Genomic DNA, 19831 nt, shown 5'->3' with positions numbered 1-19831 from the left:
TCAGACCCCCGGGACCCCTGCCTCCTCCATCAGTCCCCGCACTTCCGTGCCCCGCGGCGTCAGCAGGAACACGTTGCGGTCCACCCGGTGCATCCCGCTGGACAGGCCGAAGACGACGCCCGTGCTGAAGTCCAGGACCCGCTTGGCGACGTCCGTCTCCGCACCGGTGAGGTCGAGCAGGACCGGCACGCCCGCCATCAGGGTCTCGGCGACGTCGCGGGCGTCCGCGAACACATTGACCCTCAGGACGACGAAGCGGCGGCGCGCCTCGGTCTGCGCCTCGGGCAGCGCGCGGTGGCCGACCGCTGACGGCCAGGCGTCCCGGCCCCGCAGCGGAACCACCTGAGCGAGCCCTTCCCACTGTTCGTCGGTGACATCGTGGCTGTTCACCGGCCCTCCCCGTGTCGGCTCGCACTCATCGTCTGCACCGGGCAATTGTTGCGCATGGTCACCCGTTCGGCCCAACAGCGACACGGACCGCGACACTCCCTTCCGTCACTCCGACCCGACGGCGCCCCTCCAGTCCGCGTCGGCGTCGCCTCACACCGGCCCCGTGCCCGCTGTGCAGCGCGCGTAACGGCTCAAGATCGCGGCGCGTGACATCCGCGTAACGGGCAATTCGTACGGTCGTCGACATGACCACGAGCCCCGGAACGCAGCAGATACGGACCGTCTGCTCGTACTGCGGCGTCGGCTGCGGGATCGTGCTCGACGTCGCGACCGGTCCCGACGGCCGCCGCCGTGTCGTCAAGGCGTCCGGCGACAAGGAGCACCCGGCCAACCGCGGCCGGCTGTGCACCAAGGGCGCCACCACCGCGGACATGCTGGCCGCGCCCGGCCGGCTGACCACGGCGCTCGTGCGCGACGACCGGGGCGCGGAGCCGGTGCCCGCTCCCGTGGACGCGGCCGTGCGCGAGACCGCCCGCCGGCTCCGCGAGATCGTCGACGAGCACGGTCCGGACGCCGTCGCGTTCTATGTGTCGGGCCAGCTGAGCCTGGAGGCGCAGTACCTCGCCAACAAGCTGGCCAAGGGCTTCGTACGGACCAACCAGATCGAGTCGAACTCGCGGTTGTGCATGGCGAGCGCGGGTGCCGGATACAAGCTGTCGCTGGGCGCCGACGGGCCGCCGGGATCGTACGACGACCTGGACGAGGCGGATGTCTTCCTGGTCATCGGCTCGAACATGGCCGACTGCCATCCGATCCTGTTCCTGCGTCTCATGGACCGGGTCAAGGCGGGCGCCAAGCTGATCGTCGTCGACCCCCGGCGCACCGCGACCGCCGCGAAGGCGGACCTCTTCCTGCAGATCCGGCCCGGCACCGATCTCGCCCTGCTCAACGGGCTGCTGCACCTGCTGCACGAGAACGGGCACACGGACGAGGGCTTCATCGCCCGGCACACCGAGGGCTGGGAGGCGATGCCCGCCTTCCTCGCCGACTACACGCCCGCCGCGGTCGCCGGGATCACGGGCCTGGCCGAGGAGGACATCCGCCGGGCGGCCCGGCTCATCGGCGAGTCGAAGGAGTGGACGAGCTGCTGGACCATGGGGCTCAACCAGTCCACGCACGGCACCTGGAACACCAACGCGCTCGTCAACCTGCACCTCGCGACCGGCGCGATCTGCCGTCCGGGCAGCGGCCCGTTCTCCCTGACCGGGCAGCCCAACGCCATGGGCGGCCGCGAGATGGGCTACATGGGGCCGGGGCTGCCGGGTCAGCGGTCGGTGCTCGTGGAGGAGGAGCGGGCGTTCGTCGAGGAGCTGTGGGGGCTCCAGCCGGGCACGGTGCGTGCGGACGGGGTGGGGCGCGGGACCGTCGAGATGTTCCAGAAGATGGCGGACGGCGATATCAAGGCCTGCTGGATCATGTGCACCAACCCCGTGGCGTCCGTGGCCAACCGGAAGACGGTCATCGAGGGCCTGGAGGCCGCCGAGTTCGTCGTCGCCCAGGACGTCTTCGCCGAGACCGAGACCAACGCCTACGCCGACGTGGTCCTTCCCGGCGCGCTGTGGGCCGAGGCAGAGGGCGTCCTCGTCAACAGCGAGCGCGGGCTGACCCTCGCCCGGCCGGCGCTGGACCCGCCGGGCGAGGCGATGGCCGACTGGCGGCTGATCGCGGCGGTCGCGCGCGAGATGGGGTACGCGGAGGGCTTCTCCTACGACAGCGCCGAGGAGGTCTTCGAGGAGATCAAGCGCGCCTGGAACCCGAAGACGGGTTGGGACCTGCGCGGGGTGACCTACGACCGGCTGCGGACCGGGCCCGTGCAGTGGCCGGCCGCCCGGGAGGACGGTCCGTCGCGCAATCCGATCCGGTACGTCGACGGCGGGCTGACGTTTCCCACTCCGAGCGGCCGGGCCGTGTTCCACGCGCGCCCCCACATGCCGCCCGCCGAACTGCCGGACGACGACTTCCCGTTCCTGCTGAACACCGGGCGGGTGCAGCACCAGTGGCACACGCTGACCAAGACGGGGAAGGTCGAGAAGCTCAACAAGCTCAACCCGGGGCCCTTCGTGGAGATGCACCCCGAGGACGCGGCCGCGCTCGGGATCTCGGACGGCGACCGGGTGGAGGTGGCCTCGCGGCGCGGGCGGGCCGTGCTGCCCGCGGTGGTGACGGACCGGGTGCGGCCGGGGTGCTGTTTCGCCCCCTTCCACTGGAACGACCTGTTCGGCGAATATCTGAGCGTCAACGCGGTGACAAATGACGCGCTCGACCCGGTCTCCTTCCAGCCGGAGTTCAAGGTGTGCGCGGTGGCGCTGGCGAAGGTCGCCGAGCCGGCCGGCCCTCGGCGGCCCCGTCCCGGCGGTCACGCGGGTCCCGGTTCCCGTCGCCCCGACCGCCGCCGACCCCTTCGGCCTCACCCCCGCCCCTCCGCCGGTCCTGAGCGCCCAGGAGCGCCAGTACCTCACCGGCTTCCTCGCGGGCCTCGGTTCCGGCGCCCCCGGGGTGCCCGTGCTGCCGCCGGACGCGCCCTTCAGCCCGGAGCACGCCCTGTGGGTCAACGGCGTCCTCGCCGGCATGTACTCCCGGGCCGGCAGCGCGCCCGAAGGCCGGGAGCCGGCCGGCCGTGAGGTCGTCGTGCTGTGGGCCTCGCAGACCGGGAACGCGGAGGAGTTCGCCACGGCCACCGCCCAGCGGCTCACCGCGACCGGACACCGGACCACCCTGGTCGGCATGGACGAGGCCGACGTCGGGCGACTGCCGCATGGTGCCGATCTTTTGCTGATCACGAGCACGTTCGGCGACGGCGACGCGCCCGACAACGGCTCCGGCTTCTGGGACGCCCTCTCCGGCCATGAGGCTCCGCGCCTGGACGGTGTGCGCTTCGCCGTGCTGGCCTTCGGCGACTCGTCGTACGACGACTTCTGCGGACACGGGCGCCGCCTGGACGCGCGCATGCAGGAGCTGGGCGGGGTGCGCCTGGCTCCGCGCACCGACTGCGAACCCGACTACGAGCCGTCCGCGGACGCCTGGCTCGAGTCGGTCCTCACGGCGCTCGGCGGCGCCCCGGCGGCGGCCCCGCGCAACCGAAGCCGCCAAGCCCGCCCCGGCGACCGCCCGCCTCGTCGGCAACCGGCTGCTCAGCCTGCCCGGAGCGGGCAAGGAGGTGCGCCGGTTCACCTTCGACACCAGCGGGACCGGCCTCACGTACGAGACCGGGGACGCGCTCGGTGTGCGCCCGGTCAACTCCCCCGCGCTCGTTGAGGAGTGGCTGGAGGTGACGGGCATCGACCGCGCCGCCGCCGTCGAGGTCGCGGGAGCCGGGGAAATACCCTTCGCCGAAGCACTGCTCAGGCATCTCGACATCACCCGGATCACCCCCGACCTGCTGCGCTTCGTCGCCGAACGCACCCGGGACGACCGGGAGCTGCGGCAACTGCTGCGCCCCGACAACAAGGACGGCCTGGCGCGCTGGTGCTGGGGCCGGCAGGCCGTCGACGTGGCGGCCGAGTACGCGGTGCGGGCCTCGGCCGAGGAATGGGCCGGAGTGCTCAAGCGGTTGCAGCCGCGGCTGTACTCGATCTCCTCCAGCCCGCTCGTCGACCCCCACCGGGTGTCGCTGACCGTGTCCGTGGTGCGCTACGAGAGTCTGCGCGGGCGGCCCCGCGCCGGGGTGTGCGGCGGCTTCCTCGCCGACGCGGAGCCCGATGCGCCGGTGCCGGTCTTCGTGCAGCGCTCGCCCCACTTCCGGCCGCCGACGGACGGCTCGACCCCGATGGTGATGGTCGGACCCGGCACCGGGGTCGCCCCTTTCATCGGTTTCCTCCAGGAACGCCGCGAACTCGGGCACACCGCGCCGAACTGGCTGTTCTTCGGCGAGCAGCACCGCGCCACCGATTTCTACTACGAGGAGGAGCTGACGAAGCTGCGGGAGGACGGCGTGCTCACGCGCCTCGACACCGCCTTCTCCCGCGACCAGCGCGCCAAGGTCTACGTCCAGGACCGGATGCGCGAGCACGGCCCCGAGCTGTGGCACTGGCTCCGGGACGGCGCCCGCTTCTACGTCTGCGGGGACGCCTCCCGCATGGCCAGGGACGTCGACAAGGCGCTGCGGGACATCGCCGTCCTGCACGGCGGCCTGAGCGAGGCGGAGGCGGCGGCTTACGTGAAGCAGCTGGCAGCGGAGAAGCGGTACGTGCGGGACGTCTACTGACGTCCACCGGGGCCACACCGGAATCTTCACCTCCGGGCGCTCGGTGTTCATGCTGTCCACCTACGTTCCTGGCGTGCACTTGGCAGAAGTGAAGGCGTCGACGAGCACCCGGTGGGTGCGCCCACCGGTGGCACGCGACGAGGACGAACCGGACCGGGTCCCCGCGCAGTGGCACCGTGTTCTCACGTTGCTCGCGAACATCAGCCTGTTCATCGGCACGCGCGGCGTGTGGAACAGTGCCGCCGGCCATCAGCCGCTGATCGCCGCGGTGATCTCGGTCTGTTACGTGTCGATCCTGGTGACGGGCGTACTGACGCTGGTGGTACGGAGCAGCCGCTCGCTGGCGCGCCTGGATCTCGTGGTGCTGGTGACGGGGATCACGCTGGTCTACTGCGCGACCGGCATGCGGCACGGCTACAGCGACGAGTCGATCCTCACGATCCAGGCCGCCCGCGAGCTGCTGCACGGAAACCCGGTGTACGGGCAGGCCTGGCCCTGGCTGTTCGGGCACCACAGCTCCGTCGCCTACACCACCACCGTGGACGGCGGTTACGACTACACCTACGCCTATCCGCCTCTGACCGCGATGCTCACCGCGCCGCTGCTGTCGATCGGCCACGACGCGCTGCCCGAGGTCCTGGTGCCCACCACCGCGATCGTCCTCGGCGCGATCGTCATGTGGAAGATGCTGCCGACGCCGTGGCGCTCGGCGGCCACCATGGTCTGCCTGGGCTTCGGCCTGATCCCGATGTACGCCCGGCTCGGCTACCCGGCGGTCCTCGCGCTGGCGTTCCTGATCCCGGTGGTGGTGCGCTGGACGCGGATGGGCACGGGCGGCCCGGCCGACTGGCTGCGGGCGGCATGCCTGGGCGCGGCCTGCGCCAGCCAGCAGTTGCCGTGGTTCCTGACCCCGTTCCTGCTCGCCGGCGTCTACGCACTGCGGCGCGGCGAGCTGGGGGCACGCGAGGCGGCCCTCGCCGTGGGGCGGATCGTGGGTATCGCCTCCGGAACGTGGCTGCTGATCAACGGGTACTTCATCGTGACCGAGCCGCGCACCTGGATCGAGGGCATCGTGCTGCCGTTCACCCAGGGTGCGACCATCCACGGCCAGGGCCTGGTCGGCATCTCCCTCTACTACACCGACGGCAGCGACCGCCTGTCCTGGTACTCGCACGCGAGCATGCTGCTGGCGGCGGGTCTGCTGGCCCTGTTCGTGCTGTTCGTGCGCCGGCTGGGTCCGGCAGCGACCGTGCTGCCCTGGTGCGCGTTCTTCCTGGCGACCCGTTCGCAGGACGGCTACTACCTGATGATGACGCCGCTGTGGCTGGCTGCGGCGGTCACCGCGCCGCCCTCCGCGTTCGCCACCGCGTGGCAGCCCCGGCTGCTGCACGGCCGGCGGACGGCCCGCACGGTGCTGGCCGGGGCCCTGGTGGCACCGGCCCTGGTGGCCGCGACGCTTGCGGCGACCGGACAACCGCCGTTGCGCATGCAGACCGTCGGCTCCACCCGGAAGGCCGCGACCGTCAAGACGCTCACCGTCCGTGTGAACAACACCGGCGACTCCGCCGTCCAGCCCCACTTCATGATGACGACCGGCCACGGCGAGAGCCTCTGGTGGAAGGTGCTCCAGGGTCCGTCGTCCGTCGGCGCCCACGCCACCGCCACTTACCGGATCCAGGCGCCGGGCAAGGGCTTCACCGTCCCCGGGAAGGGCGTCCGTGTCCGGCTGCGCGCCTTCACCGAGTCGCCGCTGACGCTGTCGAGCCAGGACATCCACCTGGCACCGCAGAAGGACCCGGCCTCGCACGGGAAGTGAGCCGTCCGAGGAACCGATCCGTCCTCAGGTCACCTGCTTGAGCAGCTCGTTCACCACGGGGTCGATCACCCGGTAGCGGACGATCCGCCCCTCCTTCTCACCCGCCACCACCTCGGCCGTCCGCAGCAGCCGCAGCGCCTGCGAGACGGCCGGGTCGTTCATACCCGTCGCCACCGCCAGGTCGGAGACGGCGAGCGGCCCGGCCCGGTGCAGGGCCAGCAGCAGGGCGAGCCGGCCGGGGTCGGCCAGCAGCGAGAAGCGGTCGGCCCAGGTGCGTACGGCCTCGGGGGCACCGATGGCCTCGATGGCCTCGCAGACCCGGTGGCCGTCGATGGTGCGCCTGCCGGCGCGGTCGGCGGGGACGAGATGCATGCGCACATTCTCCCAGGCGCCCCCGTGTGATCTTGGATACCTACGGATACCTGCGCAACTGTGCAGCCTTGCAGGCGTCGCCGCCCCGGCCCTAAGGTGGCCGGGCCGTGGTGTTCGGGAAGACCGGTGAAAGTCCCCAGGGACTCAGGCCGGAGCGGCCCTCGCCACTGTGATCGGGGAGTTCCCGTCCCGTGCCGCCCGCCTCCAGCGGGTGGCGCCACTGGCTGCACGTCGGCCGGGAAGGTAGGGGCGGGCGCGGTGATCCGTCAGCCAGGAGACCGGCCACGGCATCTCACGAAGTGATCCACGAGGTGCTGGAGCCTGACCGTATGACCCTGACCGACCCTGCCCTGCCCGAGGCCGCCTCCTTCCGTTGGCGACGCGAGGACACCCTGCGGACCGCCGGGCTGCTGGCGGTGATCGCCGCCCTGCACGTGGCCGCGTTCGGCGTGCTGTTCCTGCTGGTGGTGCCCGAGCACTACCAGATGGGCTCCAAGGCGTTCGGCATCGGGCTCGGTGTCACCGCGTACACGCTGGGCATGCGGCACGCCTTCGACGCCGACCACATCGCGGCCATCGACAACACCACCCGCAAGCTGATGGCGGACGGCAAGCGTCCGGTGTCGGTCGGGTTCTGGTTCGCGCTCGGGCACTCCAGCGTGGTGGTGGTGCTCGCCGCGCTGATCGCCGGAGGCACCCAGCTGGCCGGGCGCCTGATGAACGAGAACTCCCGTACGCACCAGGTGCTCGGCGTGCTGGGCACGACGATCTCCGGCTCGTTCCTCTATCTCATCGCGGCCCTCAACCTGGTGGCGCTGATGGGCATCCTGCGGGTGTTCCGGGCGATGCGGGCGGGGACGTACGACGAGAAGGAGCTGGAAACCCACCTGGACTCCCGGGGTTTCATGAACCGGATCCTCGGCCGCTTCACCCGGTCCATCAGCCGCCCCGGGCAGATGTTCCCGCTCGGCTTCCTGTTCGGCCTGGGCTTCGACACCGCTACCGAGGTCACTCTGATGGTGATGGCGGGCAGCGGGGCGGCGGCCGGGCTGCCCTGGTACGCGATCCTGTGCCTGCCGCTGCTGTTCGCGGCCGGGATGAGCCTGTTCGACACCCTCGACGGCACGTTCATGAACTTCGCGTATCAGTGGGCCTTTTCGAATCCGGTGCGCAAGGTGTTCTACAACCTCACCATCACCGGGCTGTCGATCGCGGTGGCCTTCCTGATCGGCACGATCGAGCTGGTCGGAGTGCTCCACGACAAGCTGGACCTGCGGGACGCGGTGACGGGCTGGATCGCCGGGCTCGACCTCGACAACGTGGGCTTCGTCATCGTGGGGCTGTTCCTGGTGGTGTGGGCGGCGGCCCTCACGTACTGGCGGCTGGCCAAGGTGGAGGAGCGCTGGGCTCCCCGCCCCGCCGACGGCAACTGACGCCGGCGGGGCGGTGGCCGGTCACTCGCCGCTGGAGGAAGCGGAGGCGCCGCTGCGGCCGCGGGCGATCGCGAAGACCGCGGCGGCAAGGCCCAGGACACCGACGACCAGACCGGCGATGCCGAGCCCGCGGGCGGTGGAGTCACTGGTGGCCGCGACCTTCGTCGTGGTGGCACTCGGCTTCTCCTCGGTGCCTGCGGGAGCCGCGGTGGAACCGGCGCCCTCCGCCGTGCCCTTGGCGGTCAGCTGGAGCACCGGCGCCGGGTTCTCCGGCTCGTCCTGCCCCTTCTGGGCCTCCTCGATCCAGCGGACGACATTTCCGTCGGAGTAGGTCTGCAGCGTCTTGAACGTCAACTGGTCGGCGTTCTCCGGAAGTTGACCGAAGGCGACGTTGAAGTCCTGGTACTGGCCGTGCCGGATGCGGCCGCCGGTCCAGGTGATCTGGGAGACCGCGTCGGTGATGGTGCCGTCGTCCGTCTTGACCGGGGTCTTGAGCTTGGTGGTGGTCACCTGCGCCGTCCAGCCGTCCTGCGGACTGACCAGCACGCCCAGGATCGGGTGGTCGGTGGGCAGGAAGACCTGCACCTTGGTGGTCGCGGCGGTGTCCTCCTCGTTGGGCACCCGGAAGGTCAGCACACCGTCGGTGGCGCCCTTCGCGTAGCTCTCGGGGTGGACGGTGACATGGGCGAAGGCCGCGCCGGCCGCGGTGAGGACACCGGCGGCGGCGAGTGCGGCGACGGTGGTGGCGCGGCGCAGGGTGGTACGCATCGGGGACATGGGTGGGCAAGCTCCGTACTAGTGCTGGGTCTTGGGGGGTTCAGACGGTGTACGGGACCGCCGGGGGCGGGCCGCGCCGGTGGAGGGCGTGGCGGAGCAGCGCCTGTCCGGGGAGCCGGCGTCGGCGGGCGTACGGGCGCGGCGGCCTGACGTACGCGGGCAGCGGTGCCGTACGCCATCGGACGGCGAGACGCGGGACGAAGGCGGCGGCCTTGCGCAGCAGCGACCACAGGGCGGCCTCGCCGCGCCGCAGGCACCAGGAGGCCAGCAGGGCGGCGGCCAGGTGCGCGACGACGGCGTGCGAGGTCATGGCGTGCGGCGGGGCGGCCATGGGCATGCCGTGCGCCATGCCCGGCATGCCCATCGGCATCTGTGCCGGCTCGGCCGCGTCGAAGGCCAGATGGAGCCCGCCCTGGACGAGGAGCATCGCGAGGGCGATACCGGGCAGCGAGCGCTCACGCCCGGCGAGCGCCGCACCGGCGGCGAACACGGGCAGGAACCCCGCCGCGTCCGCCCACACCGGCGGCACCGCGCCGGTGGCCAGCGTGTGTCCGCCGACGGCGAGCAGCACGCACAGGACGGCGAACACCGCCGCGCGCAGGCTCCGCACCGTCCAGGACACGTCCATGGGGTGGGATCCTCCCATGCGGACACCCGCGATCATGTCCGTTTCCGCAGATCCGGCGTGCCGGGGGCGGCGTGGGGCGCGTTGTGGAGGGGGTGGCGAGGGCGCCTATCGTGGCGCGCATGCAGTCCTACACAATCGGCCAGGCCGCCCGGTTGCTCGGGGTGAGCCCGGACACCGCGCGGCGGTGGGCGGACGCGGGGCGGGTGGCGACGCGGCGCGACGAGAGCGGGCGGCGGGTCATCGACGGCAGGGACCTTGCCGCGTTCTCGGTGGAGTTGGCGCGCGGCGGCACCGGCGAGGAGGACGCCCCCTCGTACACCTCTGTCCGCAACGCCTTCCCGGGGATCGTCACCGCCGTGAAGCTCGGTGACGTGGCCGCCCAGGTGGAGATCCAGGCGGGGCCGCACCGTCTGGTCTCCCTGCTGACCAGGGAGGCTGTGGAGGAACTGGGTCTTGAGGTCGGCATGGAGGCCACCGCCCGGGTGAAGTCGACGAACGTCCATATCGACCGGGCCTGAGGGGGACGGCGATCCGGTGTTCCGCGGGGCTCATGTCCACGGGCCGTAACGGCCGTCCACGCGGATCGCGGTGACGCCGCTGACGTAGCGCGCCCCGCAGCGGTCCTGCGGCAGCACGGGCTGCGGCCCGGACCGGTCGAGCGGGGTGTCGTCGACACGGGCCGCGAGCAGCACGGGCGCCCGGCCGAAGTCCGGGTCGATCTCGGCCCAGGACAGCAGGGCGTGGTGGCCGTCCGTGCCCGTGACGGCGATCAGGAAGCGCAGCCGGTCCTTGCGCCGGGCGAGGTCGAATGCGGGGTGTGCGGCCGAGAGCACGTCGTGCAGCAGCGGGCCCGCAAACCGGTGGTGCTGTACACCGCTGGTGGCGCACTCGAAACTGACGCGCGCCTCGTGCTGGGGCCAGGCGAGCAGGTCGGGCACGGTCAGCCGGGCGGGACGTGCGAGGTCCCCGATCAGCGCGAGTTCCGCCGGTGCGGCGGCGTCGGCGACCGGTTCCGTCAAGGACTGGCCCACGGCGCACCACCTCCCGGATGACGATACCCGTGCGCGGGCTCCGTGCAAACGCACATGCGTGCTCGAGATGCGAGACAGACCGGCTCATGCGATGCCATAGAACGCTTACGGCTGGTATCTGCGGCACTATGATCGGTGTATCCGAGGGGTCCGGTGATCCCTCCCGGACGAACAGAGGGAGTCGATCCGTGATGACCCGTTCCGCGCGCCGGACCCGCCGCACGCTCCTGGCGGCCGGCGCGGGGGCCGCCGCGCTGCTGGCCCTGAGCGCCTGCTCCTCCTCATCCGGCTCCTCGGGCTCCGGTTCCGGCACGAAGGCGGACTCCTCGGCGTCCGCGAAGCCGTCCGGCACGGTCACCGTCTTCGCCGCCGCCTCCCTCAAGGAGAGCTTCACGACCCTGGGCAAGCAGTTCGAGAAGGAGCACCCCGGCACGAAGGTGTCCTTCAACTTCGGCGGCAGCGACATTCTCGCCGCGAGCATCACCGGCGGCGCCCCGGCGGACGTCTTCGCGGCGGCCAGCCCCAAGACCATGGCGATCGTGACGGACAAGAAGGACACGGCCACCTCCCCGGTCACCTTCGTGCGCAACCAGCTGGAGATCGCCACCCTGCCGGGCAACCCGGACAAGGTCTCCTCCCTGAAGGACCTCACCAAGTCCGGCCTGAAGGTCGTCCTGTGCGACAAGACCGTGCCGTGCGGGGCCGCCGCACAGAAGGCACTGGCCACGAGCGGTCTGAAGCTGACGCCGGTGTCGTACGAGCAGGACGTCAAGAGCGCCTTGACCAAGGTGGAGTTGAAGGAGGCCGACGCCGCGGTCGTCTACCGGACCGATGTGAGGGCGGCGGGTGACAAGGTGCAGGGCGTGCAGTTCCCCGAGTCGGCCGAGGCCGTCAACGACTACCCGATCGCCCTGCTCAAGGACGCGCCCAACGCCGAGGCGGCGAAGGCGTTCATCGCGCTGGTGACCTCCGCCGAGGGCCGCAAGGTGCTGACCGAGGCCGGGTTCCTGCAGCCGTGACCCGGATCGATGCGTCCGACGCCGCGGCCGACACCCTGGTGGGCGGCCCGCGGCGCGGACGTGTCCGCCGGCCCGGTGTTCCGCTGCCGCTGCTGCTGCCCGCGCTCGTGGGCCTGGCGTTCCTGCTGCTGCCGCTGGTGGCGCTGCTCGTGCGGGCCCCCTGGCACACCCTGCCGGACCAGTTGACCAGCGCGGAGGTGTGGCAGGCGCTGCGGCTGTCCCTGGTGAGCGCCACCGCGGCGACCGCCGTGAGCCTGGTCCTCGGGGTGCCGCTGGCCTGGCTGCTGGCCCGTACCGACTTCCCGGGCCGGGGATTCGTGCGGGCCCTGGTGACCCTGCCGCTGGTGTTGCCGCCGGTGGTGGGCGGTGTGGCCCTGCTGCTGGCGCTCGGGCGCAACGGCGTGGTGGGGCGGTGGCTGGACTCCTGGTTCGGGATCACGCTGCCGTTCACGACGGCCGGTGTGGTGGTCGCCGAGGCGTTCGTGGCGATGCCGTTCCTGGTGATCAGCGTCGAGGGCACGCTGCGGGCCGCCGATCCGCGCTACGAGGAGGCCGCGACGACACTCGGCGCGTCCCGCTTCACCGCGTTCCGCCGGGTGACGCTGCCACTGATCGCGCCGGGCGTCGCGGCCGGCGCGGTGCTGGCGTGGGCGCGGGCTCTCGGCGAGTTCGGGGCGACGATCACCTTCGCGGGCAACTTCCCGGGCCGCACGCAGACCATGCCGCTGGCCGTCTACCTGGCCCTGCAGAACGACCCGGCGGCGGCGATCGCGCTGAGCCTGGTGCTCCTCGCGGTGTCGATCGCGGTCCTGGCGGGACTGCGGGACCGCTGGATGACGGCGTCATGACCCACACGGACCGGACCACCCCCCGCAGCACCGCCACCGACCTGCGCGGCGACGGCCTCGATGCGCGGATCGTCGTCGAGCGCGGTTCCTTCCGGCTCGACGTGGCGCTGGCCGCGGCGCCCGGGGAGGTGGTCGCGCTGCTCGGACCCAACGGCGCCGGGAAGACCACCGCTCTGCGCGCGCTGGCCGGGCTGGTCCCGCTCTCCGGCGGTCATCTGCGGCTCGACGGGGCCACGCTGGAGCGCACGCCGCCCGAAGCGCGTCCCGTCGGTGTCGTCTTCCAGGACTATCTGCTCTTCCCCCACCTGTCGGCGCTGGACAACGTGGCCTTCGGCCCGCGCTGCCGGGGCGCGTCCAAAGCCGAGGCGCGGGCGGTCGCCGCAGGCTGGCTGGAGCGCATGGGGCTCGCCGAGCACGCGGGAGCCAAGCCGCGCCGGCTCTCCGGCGGCCAGGCCCAGCGCGTCGCCCTCGCCCGGGCGCTGGCCACCCGGCCCCGGCTGCTGCTGCTCGACGAACCGCTCGCCGCGCTCGACGCCCGCACCCGGCTGGAGGTGCGGGGCGGGCTCCGCCGCCACCTGGACGAGTTCGAGGCGGTGGCCGTGCTGGTCACCCACGATCCGCTGGACGCGATGGTCCTGGCCGACCGACTGGTGGTCGTGGAGCACGGCCGGGTCGTCCAGGAGGGCGCCCCCTCCGACATCGCCCGCCGTCCCCGTACCGACTACATCGCCCAGCTCGTCGGGCTCAACCTGTACCGGGGGACGGCGCAGGGGCACACCGTACGGCTCGACGCCGGTTGCTCGATCACCATTACGGAGGACCTGTCCGGACCCGTCTTCGTGGCGTTCCGGCCGAGTGCGGTGACCCTGTACCGGGACCGGCCCGACGGCTCCAGCGCGCGCAACCTGTGGTGCTGCCAGGTGGCGGGCCTCCAGACGCACGGCGACCAGATCCGCGCCGACCTCACCGGTGAGCTGCCTCTGGCCGCGGACCTGACCACCGTCGCCGCCGCCGAACTCGGCCTGCACCCGGGCGCCACGGTGTGGGCCACGGTCAAGGCGGCACAGACGCACGCCTATCCGGCCTGAGGCGCGACCGAGACGTATCCGGCCTCAGGCGCGGACCAGGTGTATCCGGCCTGAGGCGCGGGCCGAGACGTCTCCGGCCTGACGCGCCGCCCGGAGACGGCCCGCGCATCCCGCTACCGTGGGACCGGCCAGGACAGAATCAGCCATTCTCCACATTCCGCGAGGGCCGCCCATGAACCTGAGCATCCGCAACCAGATTCCCGGCACCGTCACGTCCGTCACGCCGGGCGAGGTCATGGCAGCCGTCAAGGTCAGGTTGGACGGGGGGCAGGACGTCACGGCGGCGGTCACCGCGGAGGCCGTGGACGAGCTGGACCTCGCTCCGGGCGCCTCCGTGTACGCCCTGGTCAAGTCCACGGAGGTGGCGCTGGCCACCGCGGCGGTGGAGGGCGTTTCCATCCGGAACCAACTGCCCGGTACCGTCGACCGCGTCACCACGGGCGGGGCCATGGCGTCCGTGAAGGTCACGATCGTGGGCGGGACGCTCACGGCCGCGATCACCAAGGACGCCGCGGAGGACCTCGGTCTCCTGCCCGGCTCCTCGGTCGTCGCGCTGATCAAGTCCACGGAGATCTCACTCGCGACGCCATGAAAGGAACGTTCGCCACCCGAACATCGTCTACAGTTCCGTAGACGTCTACACGAATGTAGTCAGCCGCCGGGTGACGCCGCGTCGCGCCCGGTCTACGCACCGGAAGGGCTCGCGCCGATGGCCACCTCCTTGTTCCTGGGATCACAACTAGCGGTGAACGTGCTGGACGCCCAGTCCCTGCTCGCCGCTTTCGGGGTGCTGGGCGTGGGTGTGGTGATGTTCGCGGAGACCGGCCTGCTGATCGGATTCTTCCTGCCCGGCGACTCCCTGCTGTTCACGGCGGGCCTGTTGTGCACCGGCTCCGGGCAGGACGGGGTCAAACTGTCGCTGCCCGCGCTGCTGGTCGCTGCGGCCGTGGGCGCGCTCGCCGGGTCGCAGTGCGGTTATCTGCTCGGCCGCAAGGCGGGCGGCGCGCTCCTGGCCCGCAGCCGTTCGGCCCGCCTGCACGAGGGTGCGCGCCGCGCCGAGGAGCTCCTGGAGCGGTACGGACACGCGAAGGCGATCGTCCTGGCCCGCTTCGTGCCCGTGGTGCGCACGGTGCTGAACCCGATGGCGGGCGCGCTGCAGGTGCCGGTGCGCACCTTCACCGTCTGGCAGGTGGCCGGCGGCCTCCTCTGGAGCCTCGGCCTCACCCTCGCCGGGTACGCGCTCGGCTCGTCGGTGCCGAACGTCGACAAGTACCTGCTGCCGATGGTCGCGGTGATCGTGCTGGTCTCCCTGATCCCGGTGGCCCTGGAGGTCCTGCGCTCCCGCCGGGCCGCGAAGGAGGGTGTCCGCGGATGACGTACGCCTTCGACGGTGCCCCGATCGACGGCTGGGCCTACACGGACGTGGTGGACCTGGCCCGTCGTACCCCCTCGTGGCTGGACGCGCTGATCTCCGGCTGGTCGACGTACGGGCTCGGGGTGTTCGCCGTGCTGATGGGCCTCGCCTGGTGGCGGGCGCGCCGCACCGGCTCCGGGGCCGCGCTGCTCGCCCTCACGGTGCCGCTGCTGGTGGTGCTGGCCTACGCCGTGAACTCCGTGCTGAAGCTGCTGGTCCGCGAGGACCGGCCCTGCCAGAGCCTGCACGTGGTCACGCTGGAGGCGTGTCCGGCGTCGGGCGACTGGTCGTTCCCGAGCAACCACACGGCGATAGCCGCCGGGGCCGCGGTCGCCCTGTTCTTCGTCTCGCGCAGGATCGGGTACGTCGCTCTCGTGGCGGCCGGTGCGATGGCGGTCTCCCGAGTCTGGGTCGGCGCCCACTATCCGCACGACGTGGTGGCCGGGTTCGTGGTCGGCGCCCTGGTCGCGTCGCTCACGATGATCCCCCTGAGCCGCCGCCCGTACGCCCTGGCCCACCGACTGGAGACCACTCGGCTGCGTCCCCTGCTGGTGGCGTCCACGGCGACCGGCCGGGACACCGCCCCAGCGCGGACCGGCACTCCCACGTAGAGCGCGGGCCATGCGTCTCGGGATCCCCGGTCGGCCGCCCCGCGGGCACCACTGTCACAGCACCCTGCGCCGTACCAGCAGGCCCAGCACCAGCAGCCCTGGCAGCAGCGGCAGCCAGACCGTCAGCAGGCGGTAGCCGAGGACCACGGAGGCCGCCGCTGATCCGGGTGCGCCGCTGAGCGAGAGGGCGAGGGCCAGGGCGGCGTCCAGCCCGCCGATGCCGCCCGGGGTCGGCAGCAGGACCGCCGCGCTGCTCGCCACGAAGTAGGCCAGCGCCACCCGCCCGGGCGGCAGCGGCACGGCGAGGGACCGGGTCACCGCGATCACCACCAGCGCGTGCAGTGACGCGAAGGCGAGCGAGCCGCCCCACAGGGCCAGCGCCCGCCCCGGCAGCCGGTGCACCGCCCGCACGTCCGCCAGCACGGCCCCGGCGGCACGGCGCACCGGCCCGATCAGCAGCAGCGTGAGCGCGGCGGCCACCAGAACGGCGGCCACCACCAGGACCGTGGAGGCGCGCGGCAGGCGCAGCAGCCCGGGCCCGGCGAGCGCGAGGACGGCGATCAGCGCGCCGCGCGTCATGCCCCGGCGGTGGCCTTGACGGCGAGCGCGGTCGCCGAGCGGGTCACCGGCAGCCCGCAGCGGGTCAGGAAGCGCAGGTTGACGGCGCCCGCGCCGACGCCCGCGGGCAGGAGATGGTTGGCGGCGGACGCGGCGAACTGCACTGCCACCAACCGCCCGCCGGGCAGCGCCTCGGTCACCGCGCCCTGCTGGGCGAGCGCCGAGCACGCCCAGGTCGCCGTCGCGGCCGTCGCCCCGAGCAGCAGCCAGCCCGGGTCGGCACCGGTGAGCCGGTCCGCGCCGGACGCGATCACCGGCCAGTGGCGCAGGGCGAGCAGGGCCGCGGCGGCGAGCACGGCGAGCGTGAGAACCGCCTGCCAGTGGGCGCGGCGGCGCAGGATCGCGGTCCCGGTCCGGGCGGTCGCCGCCACCCTGGTGTCCGGCGCCGCCTCGGTGGCCGTCGGAGGACTCATCCGCGTCCTCTCCTCGCCGAGGGCGAGACGAGGATGCGGACGCCGTCGACGGTGTGGGCCTCCCAGCCGCGGGTGTACGACGGCGGGCGGCCCTCGGGGGCGCCCAGGTAGGCGACGGGGATGCGCCCGGCGGTGCTCGCGATGCCCGCGGTGGTGGTGTTGGCGTTGTGGCCGCTGGTGGCCGCGGAGGCGCAGCCGGCGTAGAAGGCGATGGGGACGGCCTCGTTCCCGGTGAGCAGGCAGGGCGGACGGACCCCGAGCCGGTGCAGTTCGGCTGCGGTGCGGGACCAGCCCCGGTGGTCGGCGGTGGTACGGGCCACCGTGCGGTGCAGTACCTCGAACTGGACCGCCAGATGCCCGGCGAGCCCGATCGCCACCAGCGTCGCGGTGACCGGGCGCCACCGGCCGTCCGGCCCGGTGACCAGGTGCAGGAGAGCGTCGGCGACGGGGATCGCGAGCAGGGCGTAGGAGGGGAGCAGGAAGCGGGGCGCGGCGTAGCCGATGAGGAAGAGGTACGGGAAGGCCGCCGTCGCCGCGCACGCCAGGGGCACCAGGGTGCGGGAAGGGGGTGCCGGGCGGCGGGCCCGGAGCGCGACGGCCGCCGCGAGCACGACGAGCAGGGGCAGCACGAACCACCAGGCGGTCACCGCCGGGTTGGGCAGCGGACCGGCGCACGGACGGCACAGGGCGCGCCCGCCGAGGCTGCGCAACTGGTCGCCTATGGCGATGCTCCAGCCCAGGCCGCCCTGTATCCGGGAGCCCTCGGCGAGGCGGTGCAGGAGGCTGCCGTAGTCGACGTAGGCCTCGATGATCCACTCGGCCGCGCCGGCGACGAGCCCGCCCACCAGCGCCAGCAGCAGCCGCAGCCTGCGCCACCGGGGGAAGAACAGCGCCAGGGCCAGCAGCGGCGCGGTGATCCAGGCACCGTCGGTGGGCCGCATCCACGTCATCAGCGCCGCGCCCGCGGCGAGTCCCCACAGGGCCGCCCGGTCGGTGCTGTCGGCGTGGGCGCGCAGGAAACAGCCGGTGCCGGCCAGGGCACCGATCGCGACCCAGTAGTTGGGCATGACCTGCGGGCCGTAGAACAGGGTCACCCACAGGCTCGCGAACAGGGCGCCCCCGAGGGCGATGACGCGGGGCGGGAACAGCCCGCGCCAGACGCGCAGCGCGACGAACAGGGCGGCCGAGGAGAGCACCGCCAGATAGACCCTGAGCAGTGCGGTGGAGGAGGACCACCAGGTGACGGGGGCGATCAGCAGCGATATGCCTCGCGCACGGGGGGCGCTGAAGTACGCGGCGGGGGCGTGGGCGCTGATCTGGCTGACATAGACCGTCTCGTCCCAGCCGAGTCCCATGCCCGGCCGTACGAGGACGAGCTGCGCCAGCGCGAAGGCGCCCGCGACCGCGGCGATCAGGCCCTGGCCGCGGTCCCGCCACGACATGCCTGCGACCGACGGCGCTGCGAGCCGGCGGACGCCTGCGAGCGTGGTGCGCGAGCTGTTGGCCATGACCCACCTCTCACCCCTACGGGCCGCAGGGGCATCACACCCTACAAGCCGTAGGGTTGACGATGGAAATCAGGAAAGAAGCAGGTAAAACACGGACAAGCTAACGCGCACGGCCACGGGGTGCAGCGCGAAAACGGCGGTCACCCGGCCTGCCCGTGGGTGGTGTTGCTCCGTTGGAGTGAGCCGGGCCGTGGCGGTGCGCGGGCGGCACGGCTCCGGCCGACCGCCCGCGAGCCCCTACGCGCTGTAAGGTTACGGGCATGGCCGGCAGGGGCTCTGGGGGCAGGGCGGAACGACGCAGCAGCGGTGAGCTGGAGAGCGAGGTGCTCGCGACGCTGTGGGCCACCGAGGAGGCGCTCACCCCGGCCGAGATCCAGGCCGAGATTCGCGGAGGCCTCGCCTACAACACCGTGCACACCATCCTCAAACGGCTGTACGACAAGGGGCTGGTGCTGCGGGACGTGGACGGGCGGCGCGGCGCGTACCGTCCCGCGAAGAACGCGGCCGAACTGACCGCCGAGGCGATGCACGAGGCACTGGACCGCGGCCCGGACCCGATCGCCACGCTCCAGCAGTTCGTCTCCGGCCTCAGCCCCGAGGAGGAACAGGCGCTGCGCGACCTGCTCGGCGGGCGCCCCCTCCGCGAGGGTGGTGGCGCATGAAGATCGACGTCTACATCCCGCTCCTGCTGTCGCTGCTGCTGGCCGCCCTCAGCCCGCTGGTCGGCCGGCGAGTGGCGCCCGCGCTCGCGGCCCGGGTACTGACGGTCTCCGCCGTGTTCACCGCGGCCGCCACCGTCTGGTCGCTGGCGCTGCTCGCGATCACCCTGGTGGGCCAGGTGCCGCCGGTCGCCGCGGACGCCCGCGAGGACGGCCACCGACTGCCGGACCCGGTCCCGGAGGCGATCGCCGTCGCCGCGATCCTGACTCTCGCAGGGGTGGCCCTGCGCCTGTACCGGGCCGTCCGCGCGGAACGCGTGACGCGCCGCACGCTGCGGGCACTGTGCGCCGGGCAGCCACCGGACACGGAACTGGTCGTCGCCGCCTCACCCGTGCCGCGGGCGTTCGCCATCCCCGGCAGTGGCGGCGCGCCGGGCCGGATCCTGGTCACCTCGGCGATGCTGAGCGCGCTGGAACCGGCGGAGCGCCGGGTGCTGCTGGCGCACGAGCGGGCGCATCTGACCCACCGGCACGCGCTCCTGTCGACGGCCGTGGCGCTCGCCGCGGCGGCCGATCCCCTGCTGGCGCCCGTCCACACCACGGTGACGTTCCTGGTGGAGCGGTGGGCGGACGAGCGGGCGGCCGACGCGGTCGGGGACCGTGGCACCACGGCCCGTGCCCTGGCGCGCGCCGCGCTCAGCGCCGGGCGCCGCGCTCCGGCGTGCGCGTTGACCTTCACCGACCGCGCGGTCACCCGCCGCATCGCCGCCCTCCAGGCGGGCCCGCCCCCGCACCTGTGGCCGCTGGCCGCGACCACACTGGCGCTGGGTGCTCTGCCGGCGCTGGGGGCGGCGGACGCCACGGGGGATCTACTGCGACTGCTGGGGCACGCGCTGGTGTGACACGGCTCGGCCCGGCAGGCGTCTGACACTCCGTCAACTT

At 72.8% G+C, this 19831-nt stretch carries 17 protein-coding genes, 2 pseudogenes and 1 riboswitch; of the genes and pseudogenes, 12 read left to right on the top strand and 7 right to left on the bottom strand.

Annotated elements, in window-relative coordinates; all coding sequences use genetic code 11:
* Entirely contained in the window at positions 1-390 is a 390-nt protein-coding gene (locus N8I84_RS30075) for a cell division protein SepF (RefSeq protein WP_263232549.1), read from the bottom strand.
* A 245-nt stretch (positions 391-635) separates the two neighbouring features.
* On the opposite strand from N8I84_RS30075, the pseudogene N8I84_RS42850 reads away from it, so the two are divergent.
* Both N8I84_RS42850 and N8I84_RS30055 read left to right on the top strand, forming a co-directional pair.
* Positions 636-4654, top strand: a pseudogene (locus tag N8I84_RS42850) (molybdopterin-dependent oxidoreductase).
* A 73-nt stretch (positions 4655-4727) separates the two neighbouring features.
* Positions 4728-6470, top strand: a complete 1743-nt coding sequence (locus tag N8I84_RS30055; protein ID WP_390898962.1) for a hypothetical protein — start codon at positions 4728-4730, stop codon at positions 6468-6470.
* A 24-nt stretch (positions 6471-6494) separates the two neighbouring features.
* On the opposite strand, the gene N8I84_RS30050 is transcribed toward N8I84_RS30055, so the two are convergent.
* Entirely contained in the window at positions 6495-6842 is a 348-nt protein-coding gene (locus tag N8I84_RS30050; protein WP_200418426.1) for an ArsR/SmtB family transcription factor, read from the bottom strand.
* A 91-nt stretch (positions 6843-6933) separates the two neighbouring features.
* Positions 6934-7143: riboswitch (cobalamin riboswitch) on the top strand.
* A 28-nt stretch (positions 7144-7171) separates the two neighbouring features.
* Between N8I84_RS30050 and N8I84_RS30045 the strand changes: the two genes are divergently transcribed.
* The gene (locus tag N8I84_RS30045; RefSeq protein WP_263232545.1) at positions 7172-8275 is read left to right on the top strand and encodes a Nickel transporter NicT; all 1104 of its coding nucleotides are present in this window, start codon (positions 7172-7174) and stop codon (positions 8273-8275) included.
* A 21-nt stretch (positions 8276-8296) separates the two neighbouring features.
* Here the strand turns inward: N8I84_RS30045 and N8I84_RS30040 are convergent, their stop codons facing one another.
* The gene (locus N8I84_RS30040) at positions 8297-9052 is read right to left on the bottom strand and encodes a YcnI family protein (RefSeq protein WP_263232544.1); all 756 of its coding nucleotides are present in this window, start codon (positions 9050-9052) and stop codon (positions 8297-8299) included.
* A 40-nt stretch (positions 9053-9092) separates the two neighbouring features.
* Positions 9093-9680 carry a hypothetical protein gene (locus N8I84_RS30035; RefSeq protein WP_263232543.1) on the bottom strand — a complete coding sequence of 196 codons (588 nt, stop codon included), beginning with the start codon at positions 9678-9680 and terminating at the stop codon, positions 9093-9095.
* Between the two features lie 119 nt (positions 9681-9799).
* Between N8I84_RS30035 and N8I84_RS30030 the strand changes: the two genes are divergently transcribed.
* Positions 9800-10198, top strand: coding sequence for a TOBE domain-containing protein (locus tag N8I84_RS30030; protein ID WP_263232542.1), 399 nt, complete (start codon positions 9800-9802; stop codon positions 10196-10198).
* A gap of 30 nt (positions 10199-10228) precedes the next feature.
* Here N8I84_RS30030 and N8I84_RS30025 read toward each other — a convergent pair whose 3' ends face one another.
* Positions 10229-10711, bottom strand: coding sequence for a molybdopterin-dependent oxidoreductase (locus N8I84_RS30025; protein ID WP_263232541.1), 483 nt, complete (start codon positions 10709-10711; stop codon positions 10229-10231).
* A gap of 191 nt (positions 10712-10902) precedes the next feature.
* On the opposite strand from N8I84_RS30025, the gene modA reads away from it, so the two are divergent.
* The 6 genes from modA (at position 10903) to N8I84_RS29995 (ending at position 15691) form a co-directional block, all read left to right on the top strand.
* Positions 10903-11730 carry a molybdate ABC transporter substrate-binding protein gene (gene modA / locus N8I84_RS30020; RefSeq protein ID WP_263232540.1) on the top strand — a complete coding sequence of 276 codons (828 nt, stop codon included), beginning with the start codon at positions 10903-10905 and terminating at the stop codon, positions 11728-11730.
* The gene (gene modB / locus N8I84_RS30015) at positions 11727-12578 is read left to right on the top strand and encodes a molybdate ABC transporter permease subunit (protein WP_200418430.1); all 852 of its coding nucleotides are present in this window, start codon (positions 11727-11729) and stop codon (positions 12576-12578) included. The genes modA and modB overlap by 4 nt, the downstream gene beginning before the upstream one ends.
* Positions 12575-13666, top strand: coding sequence for an ABC transporter ATP-binding protein (locus N8I84_RS30010; RefSeq protein WP_263232539.1), 1092 nt, complete (start codon positions 12575-12577; stop codon positions 13664-13666). Before modB ends, N8I84_RS30010 begins: the two co-directional genes overlap by 4 nt.
* A 172-nt stretch (positions 13667-13838) precedes the next feature.
* Complete coding sequence (locus tag N8I84_RS30005; RefSeq protein ID WP_263232538.1) at positions 13839-14258, top strand: TOBE domain-containing protein; 420 nt, start codon at positions 13839-13841, stop codon at positions 14256-14258.
* A gap of 117 nt (positions 14259-14375) precedes the next feature.
* Positions 14376-15041: a DedA family protein gene (locus N8I84_RS30000; RefSeq protein WP_263232537.1), complete on the top strand. Its 666-nt coding sequence runs from the start codon at positions 14376-14378 to the stop codon at positions 15039-15041.
* Positions 15038-15691, top strand: coding sequence for a phosphatase PAP2 family protein (locus tag N8I84_RS29995; RefSeq protein ID WP_263232536.1), 654 nt, complete (start codon positions 15038-15040; stop codon positions 15689-15691). Before N8I84_RS30000 ends, N8I84_RS29995 begins: the two co-directional genes overlap by 4 nt.
* 54 nt (positions 15692-15745) lie before the next feature.
* Here the strand turns inward: N8I84_RS29995 and N8I84_RS29990 are convergent.
* Positions 15746-16722: pseudogene (locus tag N8I84_RS29990) on the bottom strand (lysylphosphatidylglycerol synthase transmembrane domain-containing protein).
* Positions 16719-18230, bottom strand: coding sequence for a hypothetical protein (locus N8I84_RS29985; protein ID WP_263232535.1), 1512 nt, complete (start codon positions 18228-18230; stop codon positions 16719-16721). Before N8I84_RS29985 ends, N8I84_RS29990 begins: the two are co-directional and overlap by 4 nt.
* Before the next feature lie 260 nt (positions 18231-18490).
* On the opposite strand from N8I84_RS29985, the gene N8I84_RS29980 reads away from it, so the two are divergent.
* Entirely contained in the window at positions 18491-18892 is a 402-nt protein-coding gene (locus N8I84_RS29980) for a BlaI/MecI/CopY family transcriptional regulator (RefSeq protein ID WP_263232534.1), read from the top strand.
* The gene (locus N8I84_RS29975) at positions 18889-19791 is read left to right on the top strand and encodes a M48 family metalloprotease (protein WP_263232533.1); all 903 of its coding nucleotides are present in this window, start codon (positions 18889-18891) and stop codon (positions 19789-19791) included. Before N8I84_RS29980 ends, N8I84_RS29975 begins: the two co-directional genes overlap by 4 nt.
* Positions 19792-19831 lie beyond the last annotated feature (40 nt).

This window comes from Streptomyces cynarae (assembly GCF_025642135.1).
Lineage (GTDB): Bacteria > Actinomycetota > Actinomycetes > Streptomycetales > Streptomycetaceae > Streptomyces > Streptomyces cynarae.
This window is presented reverse-complemented; position numbering and strand designations above follow the sequence as displayed.